Source organism: Nocardioides dilutus, assembly GCF_054779555.1.
Map to the genome: position 1 here is coordinate 639999 of NZ_BAAGYA010000001.1, position 16838 is coordinate 656836.

Annotated in this window: 18 protein-coding genes and 1 tRNA gene; 8 read left to right on the forward strand and 11 right to left on the reverse strand. The window is 70.1% G+C overall.

What is annotated here, in order from left to right; all coding sequences use genetic code 11:
* Positions 1-79: 79 nt before the first annotated feature.
* Genes ACYVC6_RS03110 through ACYVC6_RS03145 form a run of 8 tightly spaced genes read right to left on the reverse strand, consistent with a single transcriptional unit; the run spans position 80 to position 5134 of the window.
* Positions 80-886 carry an MBL fold metallo-hydrolase gene (locus ACYVC6_RS03110; protein ID WP_460710862.1) on the reverse strand — a complete coding sequence of 269 codons (807 nt, stop codon included), beginning with the start codon at positions 884-886 and terminating at the stop codon, positions 80-82.
* Entirely contained in the window at positions 883-1749 is an 867-nt protein-coding gene (locus ACYVC6_RS03115) for an NUDIX hydrolase (protein ID WP_460710864.1), read from the reverse strand. The genes ACYVC6_RS03110 and ACYVC6_RS03115 overlap by 4 nt, the downstream gene beginning before the upstream one ends.
* Positions 1750-1759: 10 nt before the next feature.
* On the reverse strand, positions 1760-2230 hold the full coding sequence (locus ACYVC6_RS03120) for a RidA family protein (protein WP_460710866.1): 471 nt from the start codon (positions 2228-2230) through the stop codon (positions 1760-1762).
* Positions 2231-2236: 6 nt separating this feature from the next.
* Complete coding sequence (locus ACYVC6_RS03125; protein WP_275744066.1) at positions 2237-2395, reverse strand: DUF4177 domain-containing protein; 159 nt, start codon at positions 2393-2395, stop codon at positions 2237-2239.
* A gap of 9 nt (positions 2396-2404) precedes the next feature.
* Entirely contained in the window at positions 2405-2998 is a 594-nt protein-coding gene (locus tag ACYVC6_RS03130) for a YdeI/OmpD-associated family protein (protein ID WP_460710868.1), read from the reverse strand.
* Complete coding sequence (locus tag ACYVC6_RS03135; RefSeq protein ID WP_460710870.1) at positions 2998-3681, reverse strand: VOC family protein; 684 nt, start codon at positions 3679-3681, stop codon at positions 2998-3000. The genes ACYVC6_RS03130 and ACYVC6_RS03135 overlap by 1 nt, the downstream gene beginning before the upstream one ends.
* 29 nt (positions 3682-3710) lie before the next feature.
* Positions 3711-4337 carry a CoA transferase subunit B gene (locus ACYVC6_RS03140; RefSeq protein WP_460710872.1) on the reverse strand — a complete coding sequence of 209 codons (627 nt, stop codon included), beginning with the start codon at positions 4335-4337 and terminating at the stop codon, positions 3711-3713.
* Entirely contained in the window at positions 4334-5134 is an 801-nt protein-coding gene (locus ACYVC6_RS03145; protein ID WP_460710874.1) for a CoA transferase subunit A, read from the reverse strand. The genes ACYVC6_RS03140 and ACYVC6_RS03145 overlap by 4 nt, the downstream gene beginning before the upstream one ends.
* A gap of 31 nt (positions 5135-5165) precedes the next feature.
* On the opposite strand from ACYVC6_RS03145, the gene ACYVC6_RS03150 reads away from it, so the two are divergent.
* Entirely contained in the window at positions 5166-6167 is a 1002-nt protein-coding gene (locus ACYVC6_RS03150) for an ArsA-related P-loop ATPase (protein ID WP_460710876.1), read from the forward strand.
* Positions 6164-7342, forward strand: a complete 1179-nt coding sequence (locus tag ACYVC6_RS03155; protein WP_460710878.1) for an ArsA family ATPase — start codon at positions 6164-6166, stop codon at positions 7340-7342. The genes ACYVC6_RS03150 and ACYVC6_RS03155 overlap by 4 nt, the downstream gene beginning before the upstream one ends.
* A gap of 116 nt (positions 7343-7458) precedes the next feature.
* On the opposite strand, the gene ACYVC6_RS03160 is transcribed toward ACYVC6_RS03155, so the two are convergent.
* On the reverse strand, positions 7459-7746 hold the full coding sequence (locus tag ACYVC6_RS03160; protein WP_460710880.1) for a WhiB family transcriptional regulator: 288 nt from the start codon (positions 7744-7746) through the stop codon (positions 7459-7461).
* A gap of 367 nt (positions 7747-8113) precedes the next feature.
* Here ACYVC6_RS03160 and ACYVC6_RS03165 point away from each other — a divergent pair, with 367 nt between their 5' ends.
* Positions 8114-10330, forward strand: a complete 2217-nt coding sequence (locus tag ACYVC6_RS03165; protein WP_460713299.1) for a transglycosylase domain-containing protein — start codon at positions 8114-8116, stop codon at positions 10328-10330.
* Here ACYVC6_RS03165 and ACYVC6_RS03170 read toward each other — a convergent pair.
* A complete protein-coding gene (locus ACYVC6_RS03170) occupies positions 10327-10785 on the reverse strand; it encodes a GatB/YqeY domain-containing protein (protein WP_460710882.1) in 459 nt (152 codons plus the stop codon). The two genes, ACYVC6_RS03165 and ACYVC6_RS03170, sit on opposite strands and share 4 nt — an antisense overlap.
* 26 nt (positions 10786-10811) lie before the next feature.
* On the opposite strand from ACYVC6_RS03170, the gene ACYVC6_RS03175 reads away from it, so the two are divergent.
* On the forward strand, positions 10812-11738 hold the full coding sequence (locus tag ACYVC6_RS03175) for a metallophosphoesterase (protein ID WP_460710884.1): 927 nt from the start codon (positions 10812-10814) through the stop codon (positions 11736-11738).
* Positions 11739-11810: 72 nt separating this feature from the next.
* Positions 11811-11884 (forward strand) — tRNA-Pro (locus ACYVC6_RS03180).
* A 101-nt stretch (positions 11885-11985) separates the two neighbouring features.
* Here ACYVC6_RS03180 and ACYVC6_RS03185 read toward each other — a convergent pair.
* Positions 11986-12684, reverse strand: coding sequence for an alpha/beta fold hydrolase (locus ACYVC6_RS03185; RefSeq protein WP_460710886.1), 699 nt, complete (start codon positions 12682-12684; stop codon positions 11986-11988).
* 218 nt (positions 12685-12902) lie between these two features.
* Between ACYVC6_RS03185 and ACYVC6_RS03190 the strand changes: the two genes are divergently transcribed.
* The 3 genes from ACYVC6_RS03190 to ACYVC6_RS03200 all read left to right on the forward strand — a co-directional run bounded on the left by ACYVC6_RS03190 (position 12903) and on the right by ACYVC6_RS03200 (position 16755).
* Positions 12903-14471, forward strand: a complete 1569-nt coding sequence (locus ACYVC6_RS03190; RefSeq protein ID WP_460710888.1) for a sugar ABC transporter ATP-binding protein — start codon at positions 12903-12905, stop codon at positions 14469-14471.
* Complete coding sequence (locus ACYVC6_RS03195; RefSeq protein ID WP_460710890.1) at positions 14468-15556, forward strand: ABC transporter permease; 1089 nt, start codon at positions 14468-14470, stop codon at positions 15554-15556. Before ACYVC6_RS03190 ends, ACYVC6_RS03195 begins: the two co-directional genes overlap by 4 nt.
* A gap of 65 nt (positions 15557-15621) precedes the next feature.
* Complete coding sequence (locus ACYVC6_RS03200) at positions 15622-16755, forward strand: sugar ABC transporter substrate-binding protein (RefSeq protein WP_460710892.1); 1134 nt, start codon at positions 15622-15624, stop codon at positions 16753-16755.
* Positions 16756-16838 lie beyond the last annotated feature (83 nt).

The following is a 16838-nucleotide window of genomic DNA, read 5'->3' on the forward strand; positions in this document are numbered from 1 at the left end:
TTGTCGTTCACGCTGTGGACGTGTGATGTCCCGAGTCAGGGGAAAGGAAGTCCGGATTCGGCGAACAGGATGTCCCGAATCAACGGGCGGCGAGGAAAGCGAGCTGGGCCCGGACCGACCACTCGGCGGCGCCCCACAGCGACTCGTCGACGTCCTGGTAGACGATCTCGACGACCCGACGGGGGAGCGCCTCGTCCTCGAGGTCGGGCACGTCGACACCCAGCTGCGTCAGGGCGTCCTCGACCTGGGCGAGCCGTTGACGGCGGTGGACCAGGTAGTAGTCCAGCACCCCGCGGGCGTCGTCGAGCACTGGCCCGTGGGCCGGCCACAGGGACTCGACGGAACCGGAGGCGGCCAGGTCGCGCATCCGCTCGATGGACTCGAAGTACGACGCGAGGTTGCCGTCCGGCCAGGCGATGACCGTTGTCCCGCGACCCAGGACCATGTCGCCGGTGAGCAGGGTCCGCTCGGCGGGCAGCAGCAGCGAGACCGAGTCCTCGGTGTGCCCGGGTGTCAGCACGACCTGGAGCCGTAGGCCGTCGACGTCGATGACCTCGTCGTCGGCGAGCGGATCGGCCTGGTGGCAGTAGGCCGGGTCGAGGGCGCGCACGGGGCAGCCCTTGCGGGTCGCCAGGTCGACCGCGGTCTCGGAGTGGTCGAAGTGGTGGTGCGTGAGCAGCACCAGGGCGACGTCGCCGGTCTCCTCGTCGACCCGGTCGACGTGACCGTCCTCGATCGGGCCCGGGTCGACGACCACCGACCGTGATGAGCCGGGCTCGCGCAGGAGCCACGTGTTGGTGCCGTCGAGCGTCATCAGCCCCGGGTTGGGTGCGAGCAGGCAGCGCGCCCGGTCGCCGAAGGTGCCTCCGGACCAGGCGTCGGTCACGGGCGGTGCCGCTGCGCGACCAGGGGACGGAGCCGGTCGGGCATCGACAGGGTCCAGCCCTCGCCCGACGGCTCGACCGCCGGGGTGAACATGTCGACCTCACGGTCCGCGGCCGCCAGGACCGACTCAGGGGTGTCGAAGGTGCCGACCTCCAGGCAGGTGAGGTAGGTCGGGGGCAGCATCCACACCTCGCCGGCGTCGGCCCGGTCGGCGGCCACCCGGGCGGGGAGCCAGACCACCTCGGAGGACTCCGAGGAGACATCCCGGGTGCGCTGGCCCTCGGGCAGCAGGGCGACGAAGAACCAGGTGCGGTAGCGCTTGGGCTCGAAGACCGGCGTCAGCCACCCGTCCCACGAACCCAGCAGGTCCGTGCGCAGCACCAGGCCGCGCCGGTTGAGGAAGTCGTGCATGGCGAGCTCGCGCGACTCGAGGGCGACCCGGTCGGCCTCCCAGTCCTCACCCGTGGTGTCGGCGACGACGTCGTCGGGCGACGTGCCGGCGAGGAGGACCCCTGACTCCTCGAACGTCTCCCGCACCGCCGCGCACACGAGCGCCCGGGCCATGTCCTCGTCGGTGCCCAGCCGCTGGGCCCAGTCGGCCGGCGGCGGCCCCGCCCAGCCGACCGAGGCGTCGAAGTCCCGCTCGTCGACCCCGCCGCCCGGGAACACGAACATGCCGCCGGCGAACTCCATCGAGACGTGGCGCCGCAGGAGGTAGACGACCGGGCCCTCCTCGGAGGGCTTGAGCAGGACCACGGTGGCCGCGTTGCGCGGCTCGACCGGCGTCCGGCTGCCCTCGGCGTACTCCTTGGCGACGTCGGCGAGCCGCGCCGGCAACGGCACCGGCGGGAGGGGGATCTTCACGGCGCGGTCCTCACGCGGGGTCGGCGATCTCGACGATGATCTCCACCTCGACCGGCGCACCGAGCGGCAGCGAGGCCACGCCTACCGCCGAGCGCGCGTGGACCCCGGCGTCGCCGAAGGCCGCGCCGAGCAGCTCGGACGCGCCGTTGACCACGCCCGGCTGGCCGGTGAAGTCGGGGGAGCTGGCCACGAAGCCGACGACCTTGACGACGCGCTTCACCAGGGACAGATCGCCGATCTCGGCCTTGACCGCGGCGATCGCGTTGAGCGCGCACTGCTGGGCGCAGGCGAACGCCTCCTCCGGGGTCACGCCCGCCCCGACGACGCCGGTGGCCATCAGCTCACCCGCGCGCAGCGGCACCTGCCCGGAGGTGTAGACGTGGTTGCCGGACCGCACCGCCGGCACGTAGACCGCGAGGGGCGCGGCCACTGCCGGCACCTCCAGGCCGAGCTCTGCGAGTCGCTCCTCGGGAGTGCTCACCGCCGCTCAGCCCTCGACCGGGCGCTTGAAGTAGCCCACGAGGTTCTCCGGGTTCATACCGGGAGCGATCTGCACGAGCTCCCAGCCGTCCGCCCCGAAGTTGTCGAGGATCTGCTTCGCCGCGTGCGTGAGGATCGGCGCGGTCAGGTACTCCCATTTGGTCATGCGGGCACGTTACTCAGGTCGTGCCTTCTGGGGGTACGGCGCCTCGTGCCGGGCCAGCATCGCGACGAACTCGCGGATCTTGCGCTCCCGCGTCTCGGCCCGCTTCACGGCGTTGAGCCGGTGGTAGAGCGCGAAGCGGTTGGTCTTGGTGAGCACGTCGAACATCCGCTGGGCCTCGGGCTCGGCAGCGATCGCGACCAGCAGGTCGTCCGGGGTCTCGGCGCTCGCCGGGCCGGCGTACGCCGCCGCCCACCGGCCGTCGGCCTTGGCCGCCTCGACAGCGGCCCGTCCGGCGGCGCGCATCCGACCCTGCTCCTCCAGGCGCTCGACGAGCTCGACGTTGCGCTGCGACCACATGCTCCGCGGCCGGCGACGCGTGATCCGGATGGTGTAGCTGCCCTCGTTGCGCTTGCCGCCCTGGCCGTCGATCCAGCCGTAGCACAGGAGCTCCTCGACGGCCTGCGCCCAGGTCAGCGTGGTCTCCGTGCTGCCCTTCCTGGCCAGCACGAGCCGTACGCCGTCCGAGCTCGCGTGGTGCTCCTCGAGCCAGTCGCGCAGGGCCGCGGCGTCGGGGACGAGCAGCTCGGGCAGCTCGGCCGCCATCACTCCTCCCGGTCAGGCAGGAAGGCGCAGAACTCGTTGCCCTCCGGGTCGGCCATCACCGTCCAGCGCGGGTGTCGCTGGAGCACCGTGGCGCCGGCCTCTGTGAGCAGCGACAGGTCGTCGGTCTTGACGTCCCAGTGGATCCGGTTCTTGACGGTCTTGGACTCCGGCACGGTCCCGAAGACGATGCAGTCGAACGGCGCGCCCGGGATCCGCTCCACCCATGCCTCGTCCTCGTCCTTCCCGCCGGGCGTGCCCCCGAGGACGTCGGCCCACCAGCGGGCGATGGTGCGCGGCGCAACCGAGTCGACGACGATCTCGTAGAGCCGGTAGCTCCGCAGTCGCTCGTCGTCGGGAGCGCGCTCGAACACGCACAGCTCACCGCCCTCAGGGTCGCGCAGCACCTTCCACTTGAACGAGTCGACGTCCTCGGCCGTGGCGCCGAGCGTGAGCACGTCGTCGACGGAGGCGACGTGGACATCGAGGTGGACGCGCTGTTTGACCGTCACCGGCTCCGGGACGGCGTTGATCCAGACCCGGTGCTCCGGCGTCGGCCCGTCGAGCTGGGCGTCGCCGTCGTCGTGCGCGACGTAGGTGAGGCCGAGGACCTCGGCCCAGAACCGTCCGAGCCGCTCGGCGTCGACGGCGTCGATGCAGAGGTCCTGCCAGGTCGCGATCGCCATATGACGACCCTAGGCAACGCCGACGACAGTCACACCAGCTCGGGCTCGGTCTTCTCGCGGACCTCGTCCTCGGTGACGCCGGGGGCCAGCTCGACCAGCGTGAGGCCGGTCGGGGTGATGTCGAGGACGCAGAGGTCGGTGATGATCCGCTGGACCACGCCGCGGCCGGTGTAGGGCAGCGAGCACTCGTTGACGATCTTGTATGAACCGTCGCGGGCGGTGTGCTCCATCAGCACGATCACCCGCTTGGCGCCGTGGACCAGGTCCATGGCGCCGCCCATTCCCTTGACCATCTTGCCGGGGATCATCCAGTTGGCGATGTCGCCGGTGGCCGAGACCTGCATCGCCCCGAGGATGGCCGCGTCGATCTTGCCGCCGCGGATCATCCCGAACGACGTCGCGGAGTCGAAGAACGACGCCCCGCGGCGCAGGGTGACGGTCTCCTTGCCGGCGTTGATGAGGTCGGGGTCCTCCTCGCCCTCGAAGGGGTAGGCCCCGACGCCGAGGATGCCGTTCTCCGACTGCAGCACCAGCTCGACGTCGTCGGCCACGTAGTTCGGCACCAGGGTCGGCAGCCCGATCCCGAGGTTGACGTAGGAGCCGTCGGTCAGCTCCGAGGCCGCCCGGGCGGCCATCTGCTCACGAGTCCAGCTCATCGGGCTCCACCCTCTCTGTGGCGGACCGTCCTCTTCTCGATCCGCTTGTCGGCGGCCTGCTCCGGGGTGAGTGCGACCACCCGCTGGACGAACACCCCCGGGGTGTGCACGTGGTTGGGGTCGATGTCGCCGGGCTCGACCAGCTCCTCGACCTCGGCGATGGTGACCCGCCCGCACATCGCTGCGAGCGGGTTGAAGTTGCGCGCGGAGTCACGGTAGACGAGGTTGCCGTGCCGGTCGCCCTTCCAGGCCCGCACCAGCCCGAAGTCCGCGACGATCGCCTCCTCCAGCACGAACTCCCGCGCCACGATCTGACCAGCACCGTCCACGGTGTCGAAGGTCCTCGTGTCCTTGGGCGGGGAGGACTTGATGACGTTGCCCTCGGCGTCGTACTTCCACGGCAGCCCGCCCTCGGCGACCTGCGTGCCGCCCCCGGTGGCGGTGTAGAACGCCGCGATCCCCGACCCGCCGGCCCGCATCCGCTCGGCCAGCGTGCCCTGCGGCGTCAGCTCCACCTCGAGCTCACCGGCGAGGTACTGCCGGGCGAACTCCTGGTTCTCACCGACGTACGACGCCACCATCCGCCGCAGCCGCCCCGCACCCAGCAGCAGCCCGAGACCCCAGTCGTCGACCCCGGCGTTGTTGGACACCGCCTCCAGGTCGGTCGTGCCTGCATCCAGCAACGCCTTGATGAGCACAGAGGGGATGCCGCATAGCCCGAAGCCCCCGACCGAGAGCGTCGCACCGTCCGGGATGTCCGCGACCGCATCGGCCGCCGACGAGACCACCTTGTCCATGGGCCTGCACGTTAGTCCTACGGTTGTCCGCGTGAGCACCGACTGGCCCCGCGTGCGCCTGCACGTGGTGACTGGCAAGGGCGGGACCGGCAAGACCACAGTGGCTGCCTCGCTCGCGCTCGCGCTCGCCTCCCACGGCAAGCACGTCCTCCTCTGCGAGGTCGAGGGCCGCCAGGGCATCGCCCGCATCTTCGACGTGGAGCCGATGCCCTACGAGGAACGCCGGCTGGCGACCGGCCTCGCGGCCGAGGGCCAGTCCGCAGGGACCGTGCACGCCCTCAGCATCGATCCCGAGGCCGCGCTGCTCGAGTACCTCTCCATGTACTACAAGCTGGGTCGCGCCGGGCGGGCGCTGGACCGGTTCGGGGTCGTGGAGTTCGCGACCACCATCGCGCCGGGGGTCCGCGACGTCCTGCTCACCGGCAAGGTCTTCGAGGCGGTGCAGCGCAACAGCCGCAACAAGGGCGCCCGCCAGTACGACGCCGTGGTGCTCGACGCCCCGCCGACGGGGCGCATCACCCAGTTCCTCAACGTGAGCGACGAGCTCGCCGGCCTGGCCAAGGTAGGGCCGATCAAGCACCAAGCGGACACGATGATGACCCTGTTCCGGTCACCGCGGACCGCCGTGCACCTGGTGACCCTGCTCGAGGAGATGCCGGTCCAGGAGACCGCGGACGGCATCGAGCACCTGCACGACGCCGGGCTGCCGGTCGGTGGCGTCGTCGTCAACCTGGTGCGCCCGCGCGACCTCAAGGTCAAGGACCTGGCGGCGGCCCGCAAGGGCATCCTCGACCGGGAGGGGATCAGGGCCGACCTCGTCGAAGCAGGGGTCGACGTCGACGAGGCGCTGCTGGACGGGTTGCTGTCGGAGGCGCGGGACCACGCCGAGCGGAGGGCGCTGGAGGACTCGCAGCGCAAGGTCGTCAAGGGCCTCGGCGTGCCGGCGTACGACCTGCCCCGGCTGGCCGGCGGTGTCGACCTGGGCGGGCTCTACGAGCTGGCCCAGGCCCTCAAGGACCAGGGGTTGGCATGACCAGGAGCCACCCCCGCGTCGGCCCGCTGGCCGCCCATGCGACCGCGACGAAGGTGCTCGACGTCGACGCGCTGATCGACGACCCCGGCACCGGGATCATCGTCTGCTGCGGCTCGGGCGGCGTCGGCAAGACCACCACGTCCGCGGCGCTGGCCCTGCGCGCGGCCGAACGGGGCCGCAGGGTCGTCGTCCTGACCATCGACCCCGCCCGCCGGCTAGCGCAGTCGATGGGCATCGAGGCGCTCGACAACACTCCGCGTCCGGTGGTCGGCGTGGGCGGCGCGGGTCAGGGTGGCTCGCTCGACGCGATGATGCTGGACATGAAGCGGACCTTCGACGAGGTCGTGGAGAGCCAGGCCACGCCGGAGAAGGCCAAGCAGATCCTCGAGAACCCCTTCTACATCGCGCTGTCGAGCTCGTTCGCCGGGACCCAGGAATACATGGCCATGGAGAAGCTGGGCCAGCTCCAGCGCGACTCCCAGCAGACCGGCACCTACGACCTGATCGTGGTGGACACCCCGCCGTCCCGATCTGCTCTGGACTTCCTCGATGCACCGGAGCGGCTGTCATCGTTCCTGGACGGCCGATTCGTGCGGATGCTCCTGGCACCGGCCCGGGGACCGGCCAGGATCATGACCGCGGGTCTCGGCCTGGTCACCGGCGCGCTGTCGCGGATCCTTGGCGGGCAGTTCATCACCGACCTGCAGACCTTCGTAGCCGCCCTGGACACGGTGTTCGGGGGTTTCCGGGCCCGCGCCCAGCAGACCTACGCGCTGCTCCAGGCAGACGGGACGGCGTTCCTGGTCGTGGCGGCCCCCGAGTCCGACGCGTTGCGCGAGGCGGCCTACTTCGTGGAGCGGCTGGGGGAGGAGCGGATGCCCTTGGCCGGACTGGTGGTCAACCGGGCCACTCCGGCACCGACGGGCACGCTGTCCGCGGACGAGGCGATGTCGGCGGCCGGCCGGCTGCAGCGGGCGGGACGAGGCTCGGTCACGGCCGGTCTGCTCCGCCTGCACGCCGACCGGGTCCGGATGTGCGAGCGCGAGGCGGTGTTGCGCGGCCGGTTCGCGGCCGCGCACCCGCAGGTGCCGACGGTCGTGGTGCCTGCGCTGGCGGGGGATGTGCACGACCTGGAGGGGCTCAGGGAGGTCGGAAATATGCTGGCGGCCGGATGAAGGTCACTTTCGTGACGTCAACCGGCCGCGAGCTCTACGCCCTGACGCGAGTGCAGTTCCCACGCCAGGACGGGTCTGTGGGTATTCAGTTGGGTGTCGCAGGTGTCGCCAGTGCCTCAGGCGTTGACCACGGTCTCGGTGGCCTTGGTGCGGGCCGCCTCGAGGACCGAGCGCCACGAGGCGTTCGGACGACGACGAAGCAGCGCCCGGCGCTCCCGCTCGGTCATGCCGCCCCACACGCCCCACTCGATCTGGTTGTCGAGGGCCTCGGCGAGGCATTCGGTACGCACCGGGCAGCCGGTGCACATCTGCTTGGCCTTGTTCTGCTCGGCCCCGCGGACGAAGAGCTCATCGGGCTGCGCGCTGCGGCACACGGCCTTGGGGGTCCAGTCCTCGATCCACATTGTTCTGCCCACCTGATCTCCGAGATTTCGCTGTTTGCCCCTAGGGGCTGAGGTCTCGGGGTGCTCCCTCCCCGTAGGAAGAAAGTTACGAAGTAAACAGGTTTGGGGGCAGCGGGCGATCGATTCGACCTCCATAGTCCGAAATGACTAGTCCCGAACGGTCATAGGTCCCCTGGGAGGGGGTCGTTCGGCCGACTGTTCTGTGGGTCGCACGAGCATCTGACGCCTGATCCGGGGTCAGTTCCGTGTCCGTGGCGTTGATGAGGCGTTCTGCACCCCAGGTTGGGGCATGTACCCCAGGGGGTATACCCCGGGCTTTCGCGAAAACAGCCCGTTGGTGCCGCCCCATTACTCTGGGGCCGTGCCCATGCCCCGCAGCGAGCGCCTCCCGGCGCACCGCGTGCTGTCACACCTGGTGGTCATGGCGGCCGTCTCGGTCGTGCTCGGCGTCGTGGTCGCCGGCCTGGCGATCCCCTTCGCCGGGCTGGCCGGGGTGGGCACCCAGAACCTCGCCGACACCATGGAGGAGCTCCCCCAGGAGCTCACCACCGAGGCGCTGCCGCAGCGCAGCCTGGTTCTGGACAACAAGGGCAACGTGCTGGCGACCCTCTACGTCGACGGCGGCAACCGGGTCAACGTGCCGCTGCGGCACGTCTCGCGGATGATGGTGAAGGCCGTGGTGGCGATCGAGGACTACCGCTTCTACGACCACGGCCCGCTCGACTTCAAGGGCACGCTGCGGGCGATGATCACCAACCAGGCCAACGACGGAGTCGTCCAGGGTGGCTCGACGATCACCCAGCAGCTCGTCAAGCTCACCCTCATCCAGCAGGCCGACACACCCGAGGAGCAGGCGGCGGCGTCGGACGACACCTACGCGCGCAAGTTCAACGAGCTGCGCTACGCCGCCGCGCTGGAGGAGAACTACAGCAAGGACTGGATCCTCGAGCGCTACCTCAACACCGCCTACTTCGGTGACGGCGTCTACGGCATCCAGATGGCGGCCAAGCACTACTTCGGGGTCAACGCGAGTCAGCTCAAGGCCCGGCAGGCGGCACTGCTCGCCGGCCTGGTGAAGAACCCGTCGGAGTACGACCCGACCAACAGCGAGGACAAAGCCGTCGCCCGCCGCAACGTCGTCCTCGACCGGATGGCCGAGCTCAATGTGATCAGCAGGGAGAAGGCGGAGCGGCTCAAGGAGCGGGACCTCGGCCTCGACGTCCAGGAGTCCCGCAACGGCTGTGTGCGCACCGACGCGCCGTTCTTCTGTGACTACGTGCTGGACTGGCTGTCCAAGGACCCCCGCCTCGGCAAGACCCCCGAGGATCGGATGCGCCTCCTGCAGACCGGCGGTCTCACCATCAAGGCCACCGTCGACGTCGGCATGCAGCGGGTGGCGGACAACGCCGTCCGCGCCCACGTCTTCCAGCGCGACCAGGCCATCGGCGCGCTCGCCGTGGTCGAGCCCGGGACCGGCAACGTCAAGGCCATCGCCCAGTCGCGGCCGATGGGGCGCAACAAGCGAGCCGGCGAGACCTACCTCAACTACGTCGTCCCCCAGAAGTTCGGCGACTCGCAGTGCTGCCAGGCCGGGTCGACGTTCAAGGTGTTCACGCTCGCCGCGGCACTCGAGCAAGGCATCCCGCTCAACAAGGTCTACAACTCCCCGCCGTCGATGAGCTTCAACCCGAGCGACTTCGCCAGCTGCCCCGGTTCCGAGCAGGGCGGGCCGCCGTTCAACATCGACAACTCGACCTCCAGCGGCCGGATGAACCTCTACTCCGGCACCCGCTACTCGGTCAACACCTTCTACATGCAGCTGACCCGGGAGACCGGCATCTGCAAGCCCTACGAGATGGCCAAGGCGATGGGTGTCGACCTGACCAGCCCCAACGGCGACCGGCAGGGCAACGGCGCGGAGCTGGTCCCGTCGTTCACCCTGGGTGTCGCGCCGGTGAGCCCGCTGGAGATGGCCGAGGCCTACGCCACCTTCGCCGCCCGAGGCCTGCACTGCCACTCCCGTCCCGTCGAGGCGATCCTCGACTCGGCCGGCAACCAGATCCGCGACTATGCGTCCAACTGTGCCCAGGTGATGCAGCAGAGCACGGCCGACGCCGTCAACGACGTGCTCCGCGGTGTGATCGAGGGCGGCTTCGCCCAGGCCCAGGCGCTGGACCAGCCGGCCGCCGGCAAGACCGGCACCACGCAGGAGGGCAAGTCGGTCTGGTTCGTCGGCTACACGCCTCAGCTGGCCGCCGCCGCGATGATCGGCGGCGCCAACGCGCTGGGCGTGCCGATCGGGCTCGCCGGCCAGACCATCGGCGGGGAGTACGTCCCCTCCGCGTCCGGGTCCGGCTTCGCCGCCCCCATCTGGGGTGACGCGATGAAGATCTACGACGACTCCCTCGACTACGTGGACTTCGTCTACCCCTCCACCGTGCCCGGCGCGGGCGAGACCGTCGCCGCGCCGCCCCCGTGCAAGCGCAAGCGCTGTCAGGACGGCGGCGGAGACGGCAACGGCGGGGGCAACGGCGGGGGCAACGGCGGGGGCAACGGCAACGGGAACGGGAACGGCGGCCGTTAGCCGAGCTGGCGGCGCACCTCCGCCGCGACCGCGCCGCCGTCGGCACGGCCCTTCACCTGAGGCTGCACGACGCCCATCACCTTGCCCATGGCCTTCATGCCCTCGCCCGCGGCGCCGGTCTGCTCGATCGCGGCGGTCACGATGGCGGCGACGTCCTCGTCACTGAGCGCCTCGGGGAGGTAGTCGGCCAGGACCGCGGCCTCGGCGCGCTCCTTGTCCGCCATCTCCGCGCGACCGCCTTCCTCGAAGGCGGTGGCCGCCTCCCGGCGCTTCTTCGCCTCGCTGGAGAGCACGCCGATCACGTCGTCGTCGGTGAGCTCGCGGTGCTCCTTGCCGGCCACCTCGGCGTTGGTGATCGCGGTGAGCACCATCCGGATCGTGGAGGACCGCACCTCGTCGCGCGCCTTGATGGCGGCGGTCAGGTCGGTGCGCAGGCGGTCCTTGAGGTTGCTCATGTGGTCGATTGTGTCAGTGTGGCGGCGTGTCACTCACCCGCATTGTCGGCGGCCTGACCGGCGCCGGGGCCGTCGCCGGCACCGCACTGACGGCATACGCCGCCTGGGAGGCCCGACAGTTCACCCTGCGCCGGGTCGAGGTGCCGCTGCTCCCTGCCGGGGCGCGTCCACTCAAGGTGCTGCACCTGAGCGACATCCACATGACACCCGGCCAGCGGCGCAAGCAGGAGTGGCTGGGCGGGCTGGCGCTGCTGCGCCCCGACCTGGTCGTCAACACCGGCGACAACCTCGGGCACCGTGACGCCGTGCCCGTCGTGGCGTCCTCCTTGGGCGCCCTGCTCGACGTGCCGGGAGTGTTCGTCTTCGGCTCCAACGACTACTTCGAGCCGAGCCTGCGCAATCCGTTGCGCTACCTGCTCCCCGACGACGGCCGCCGCTCGACACACACGCCGAAGCTCCCTTGGCCCGAGCTGCGCGACTCCTTCGCCGCCGCCGGCTGGACCGACCTCACCAACCGGAAGGAGTCGGTCAAGGTCGGTGACCTCACCTTCGCGATCGCGGGTGTCGACGACCCGCACCTCGGCTACGACAGGCTGGACGACGTCGCCGGCCCGGCCGACCCGCACGCCGACGTGCGCCTGGCCGTCGCGCACGCGCCCTACCTGCGGGTCCTCGACCAGTTCGCCCGCGACGGCTACGACGCCGTGCTGGCCGGCCACACCCACGGCGGCCAGGTCTGCCTGCCGGGCGTCGGCGCGCTCACCACCAACTGCGACCTCGAGCCCGCCCGGGCCAAGGGGCTGCACCGACACCCCGCCGACTCGCGGCCCGGCGACCCCGGGTCCTCGTGGCTCCACGTGTCGGCCGGCCTCGGGACGTCGCCCTACGCACGGATCCGGGTCGCCTGCCGGCCCGAGGCCACCCTTCTCACCTTGACGTCCCGGGACGCCTGACCGATTGGGGAGCGCCCCGTCCGCTCCGGTATGCTCCCCGGCTTGTGGGCCCAGCCGGATCGGGCCCGCGATCGGGCTGTGGCGCAGCTTGGTAGCGCGCCTCGTTCGGGACGAGGAGGCCGCAGGTTCAAATCCTGTCAGCCCGACCGATGTGATGTCTCAGGACATCGGCGACAGCCGGACCCCGTGGGGTCCGGCTGTCGGCCATTTCGCCTGGGGTGAGCCACCAGGCAAGCGAGGATGTGTGTCAGCTCGCGTGCAAGCCGTTGAGGATCGAGGCGACCTCGTCCGGTCTGGTCACCAGGGCCATGTGGCCCGCGTCGAGTGTGACGACGTCGGCACCGATGCGCTCGCTCGACCGTGTCTGCAGCTCCGGGGGATAGCAGTGGTCCTCGGAGAGGTGGACGTAGGTGCGCGGCACGGGGAGGGTGTAGCCGCTCAGGTCCACGACCTCGGTGAGCAGCGCGGCTGAGTCGTCGACCATCCGCTCCAGGATGAAGGCCGACTGCTCGGCGTCCGCGTCGTTGCACAGCATCGCCCGCGCGGCCTCAGCGTCGATCGAGTAGATGCCTCCGGCGATGCTGGCCTCGACCGCGGCGCGCACGTCGGGGTCGATCTGGTCGAGGACCCGGGTGCCGTCCTCGGGCACGACGGCTGATACGAGCACGACCTGGCGGATCCGCTCCGGCAGGAGGGACATGACCCGGGGCACGGTGACCCCGCCGAACGAGTGGCCGACCAGGACGATGTCAGTGAGGTCGGCGGCCAGGATGTCGGTCACCACTGCCTTGCCGCAGTCCTCGAGGGTGACGGCGCGGACGTCCTGGTCAGCCCTGCTGCCACGCCCGGGCAGATCCACAGCGAGGACCTCGCCGTCCAGCAGCGGGATCAGGCGTTCCCAGCTCGACGATCCGCACGCGGCCCCATGGATCAGCACGAACGACATCTGAGTCCCCCTCGGGCGCTCGACAGCAGGACGGTAACTTAACTGAATTCATTTTGACTTGGCAAGGCTCTCGTCTCGCTCGGCAACCGCCTGACGAAACCAAAGTCGGTTCAAATTTGTCGTGCTCTGTGGTTGCCATCACACGGGATGGCGTGCTTGACTCTGGAATGAACTGAACTCAACTCGGTTCGCTTCGATCCAGAGAGCGGTGGTGTCCGATGACGACGAACGCCCCCCAACGTGACGCGTCCGGCGGCCAACGAGGGCCGGCTCGGGTCGACGCGTCGGCAGCGCCGGTGCTGACGGTCCGCGGTCTGTCGAAGACCTTCCCGGGCACCCGGGCCCTCGACGACGTCTCGATCGACATCCGCCCCGGTGAGGTGCACGCGCTCATGGGCCAGAACGGCTCGGGCAAGTCGACGCTGATCAAGGTGCTGGCGGGCTATCACTCGGCGGATCCGGGTGCCACCGCGGAGCTCAACGGCGTTCCTTTCGAGGCGGGCAGGTCGGTGCCCGACGGCCTGCGCTTCGTGCACCAGGACCTCGGTCTGATCCTGGAGCTCAGCGCCCAGGACAACCTGGCGCTGCACGGAGGCTTCGCGCGTGGCTTCGGTGGGCGCGTGCTGTGGAAGCAGCAGGAGGCGGAGACCCGCCGGGTGCTCGCGGCGTTCGACGTCGACCTCGACATCCACCGGCCGCTGGCCGCGGCGACCCCGGTGCAGCGCACGGTGGTGGCGATCGCGGCGGCGCTTCAGGGCTGGGACGGCGGTGGCGTCCTGGTCCTCGACGAACCGACTGCGGTGCTGCCGTACGACGAGGTCGAGCGGCTCTTCGAGGTCGTGGACCAGGTGCGCAGACGCGGCACGAGCGTCCTCTACGTCTCGCACCGGATGGACGAGATCTTCTCCCTCGCCGATCGGGTCACCGTCCTGCGTGGAGGGCGACGAGTCGGCACCTACGACGTGAGCACGCTCGACTCCCGCGCGTTGGCCAACCGGATGGTCGGCGACGAGGTCGATCCTGACTTCCGCGCACCGATCGTCACCCAGACCGACCAGCCGGTCCGGCTAGAGGCCCGGGGCGTCCGCGGCAAGTGGCTGCGAGGCGTCGACCTCGAGGCGCGCGCCGGCGAGATCGTCGGCATCGCGGGGCTCGCGGGCGCAGGCGCGCTCGAGCTGCCCTACGCCCTTGCCGGGAAGGCCGGCGTCCTCGCCGACGGGCAGATCCGGCTTCCGGCGCTGTCGGACAGGTGGTACGACGTACGCCAGGCGCGCGACCTCGACATCCCGCTCGTCCCCGCCGACCGCCAGACCGAAGCCGTGATCGCGGAGTTCACGGTCGCCGAGAACATCTCCTTGTCCTCCCTCCAGCGACTCGGGAGCAGAGGGCGGCTGTCGGCCAAGGACGAGACCGATCTCGTCGAGACCTGGAGCGAGCGACTCAGCCTGGTGAGCGCCGGACCTGGGGCGCCGATCTCGACCCTGAGCGGCGGCAACCAGCAGAAGGTGATCCTCGCCCGTTGCCTGGCGGGAGATCCTCAGGTCCTGGTGCTCTGTGAGCCGACGGCGGGTGTGGACATCGGCACGCGCGTGTCGATCTACCGGATCATCGCCGAGCTGGCCGCCCAAGGTCTCGCGGTGGTCGTCGCCTCGTCCGACGAGGGGGACCTGCTCGCCCTCTGCACGCGGATCCTCGTCCTGCGCGACGGCGTGGTCGCCGAGGAGCTCGCCGCCCAGGGATTGACCAAGAACGTGCTGATCAGAGCCATCGAAGGAGCGGACCAATGAGCTCGAAAGCCGACGAACGGGTCATGACCACGGCCCAGCCAGCCGACCCGGCACCCCACACGCCGAGCGTCGCCTCGACGTGGGTCTCCCGCCTCGCCGTCGACAAGGTCGGGGCCATCTACGTCTGGCTGGCCATCATCGCGGTGTTCTCGGTGTGGGTGCCCGAGACGTTCCCCAACATCACGACCGCCAAGCAGATCCTCAACGCCAACGCGATCACCGGGCTCGCCGCCCTCTCGGTCACCATCCCCCTCGCAGCCCGGGTCTTCGACCTGTCGTTCGCGTTGAACATGACCGTGTGCGGTGTCGCCGTCACGCACCTGGTGGTCGACGGCGTCCCGCTGGTGCCCGCGGTCCTGATGGGGTTCGTGATCGGGCTCGTGATCGGCCTCGTCAACGCCGTCGTCGTCGTGGGCATGAAGATCGACTCCTTCATCGCGACCCTCGCCACCGGCTCGCTGCTCCAGGCGGTGGTCACCTGGATCACCAACGACACCCCGATCAGCGACGCCAAGCTCGCGGGCGGGTTCTCCAAGATCGGCCAGACCACGGTCGGGGGCATCACCCTCCCGGTGTTCTACTTCGCGCTCGTCGCCGTCGGCATCTGGTACGTCCTCGAGCACACCGCGACCGGTCGACGGCTCTACGCCGTGGGCTTCAACCCGGACGCCGCGCGGCTGGCCGGTGTCAGGGTCGCTCGGCTGCAGTTCCTCAGTCTCGTCACTTCTGGTGTGCTCGCCGGGGCGGCCGGCATCGTGCTGGCATCCGTGCTCGGCGGGGGGTCACCGACTGCCGGAACGCCCTACCTCCTTCCCGGTTTCGCAGCGGTGTTCCTCGGGGCGACCCAACTCAAGAACGGGCGGTTCAACGCGGGCGGGACCGTGATCGCAGTTCTCCTGCTGGGCACCGGGGTCACCGGTCTCGGTCTGGCCAACGCACCGCAGTGGTCGGGTTCGCTCTTCGTCGGGATCGTCCTCATCGCCGCGCTCACCGTCACCGGCCTGCAGCGCCGGACCACCCTCGCCGCCCGTCCCGCTGACCCGGATCCGGATCCGGATCCGGACAGTCAACCCGTCTCGAAATGACGCCGTCGGACGACGGGTCACTCATGCGTCTCGGGACAGAGAAGCCCACACAGAAAGAGAGAACCATGTCCGCACACAGCCCCACCGAACGCCGCCTGAGGTGGGTCGTGACGATCGCATCGATCGCCACCATCCTGCTCGCCGCCACCGCCTGCGGCGACAACAGTGAAGCGTCGTCGTCGACGGAGGTCGACACCGCCGGCCTCGAAGCCGCCAAGGCAACGGTCGCGAAGGCCGCTGTGCGCCCCACGACGATCAGCGTCGACACACCCATCGACAAGCCGATCCCGACCGGCAAGAAGATCACCTTCGTCAGCTGCGGAGTCGAGGCGTGTGCGGTCCAAGGGCCCATCCTGGCCCGCGGGGCGGAGATCCTCGGCTGGACCGTCGACCAGGTCGCCACCGACGGGTCTCCCGAGAAGGTGCAGGGCGCCATCGACTCAGCGATCCGCAACGGCACGGACGCGGTGATCCTCAACGCCGCGGACAAGGACGCCTACGCGAAGCAGATCGCGGACGCGAAGGACGCCGGCGTGCAGTTCGTGACGTGCTGCTCGCTCGCGACGACCGACGACGGGATCCTCTACAACACCGCCACCGCCGAGCAGAACGCCCCGATCGGCGACTACCTCGCCGCCGAGGTCGTCAGTGACAGTGGGGGCAAGGCCGACGCGGTGTACGTCAACATCTCGGCGTTCGAGATCCTGGCGGAGGTCGGCGCCACCTTCGAGGAGGGCATGAAGAAGTACTGCCCCTCGTGCGGTGTCGACAACCTCGACATCCCGCTGACCGCCCTCGGCAAGGACGCTCCCGACCGGATCGTCTCCTACCTCCGGAGCCACCCGGACGTCAACTACGTGGCGTTGTCGGTGACCGACGCGCTGGCCTCGGGACTGCCGGCGGCGCTCAAGGCCGCGGGCCTCGCGGACAAGGTCACGATCGTCGGGCAGGGCGGCGGTCCGCAGAACTTCGCGGACCTGGAGACCGGGGCGATCGAGGCCCTGATGCCGACCGACCTCTACTCCTACGACTACCTGATGCTCGACGCTCTCGCCCGCCACTGGGCAGGGGTGCCGGTCCTCGAGTCAGGCCCACGGTTCTGGCTGGTCAAGAAGGACACCGCTCCGGAGGACACGTCGGCGGCGTTCCCGATGGTGGAGGACTACGAGGCGCAGTTCAAGGCGCTGTGGGGCAAGTAGGGATCGGTCTCTCCTCGAGCGGGTCCGGCACCGGTCACGGTGCCGGACCCGTTCGCGTGGCGGTGAGGGACCGGTGACCCAGC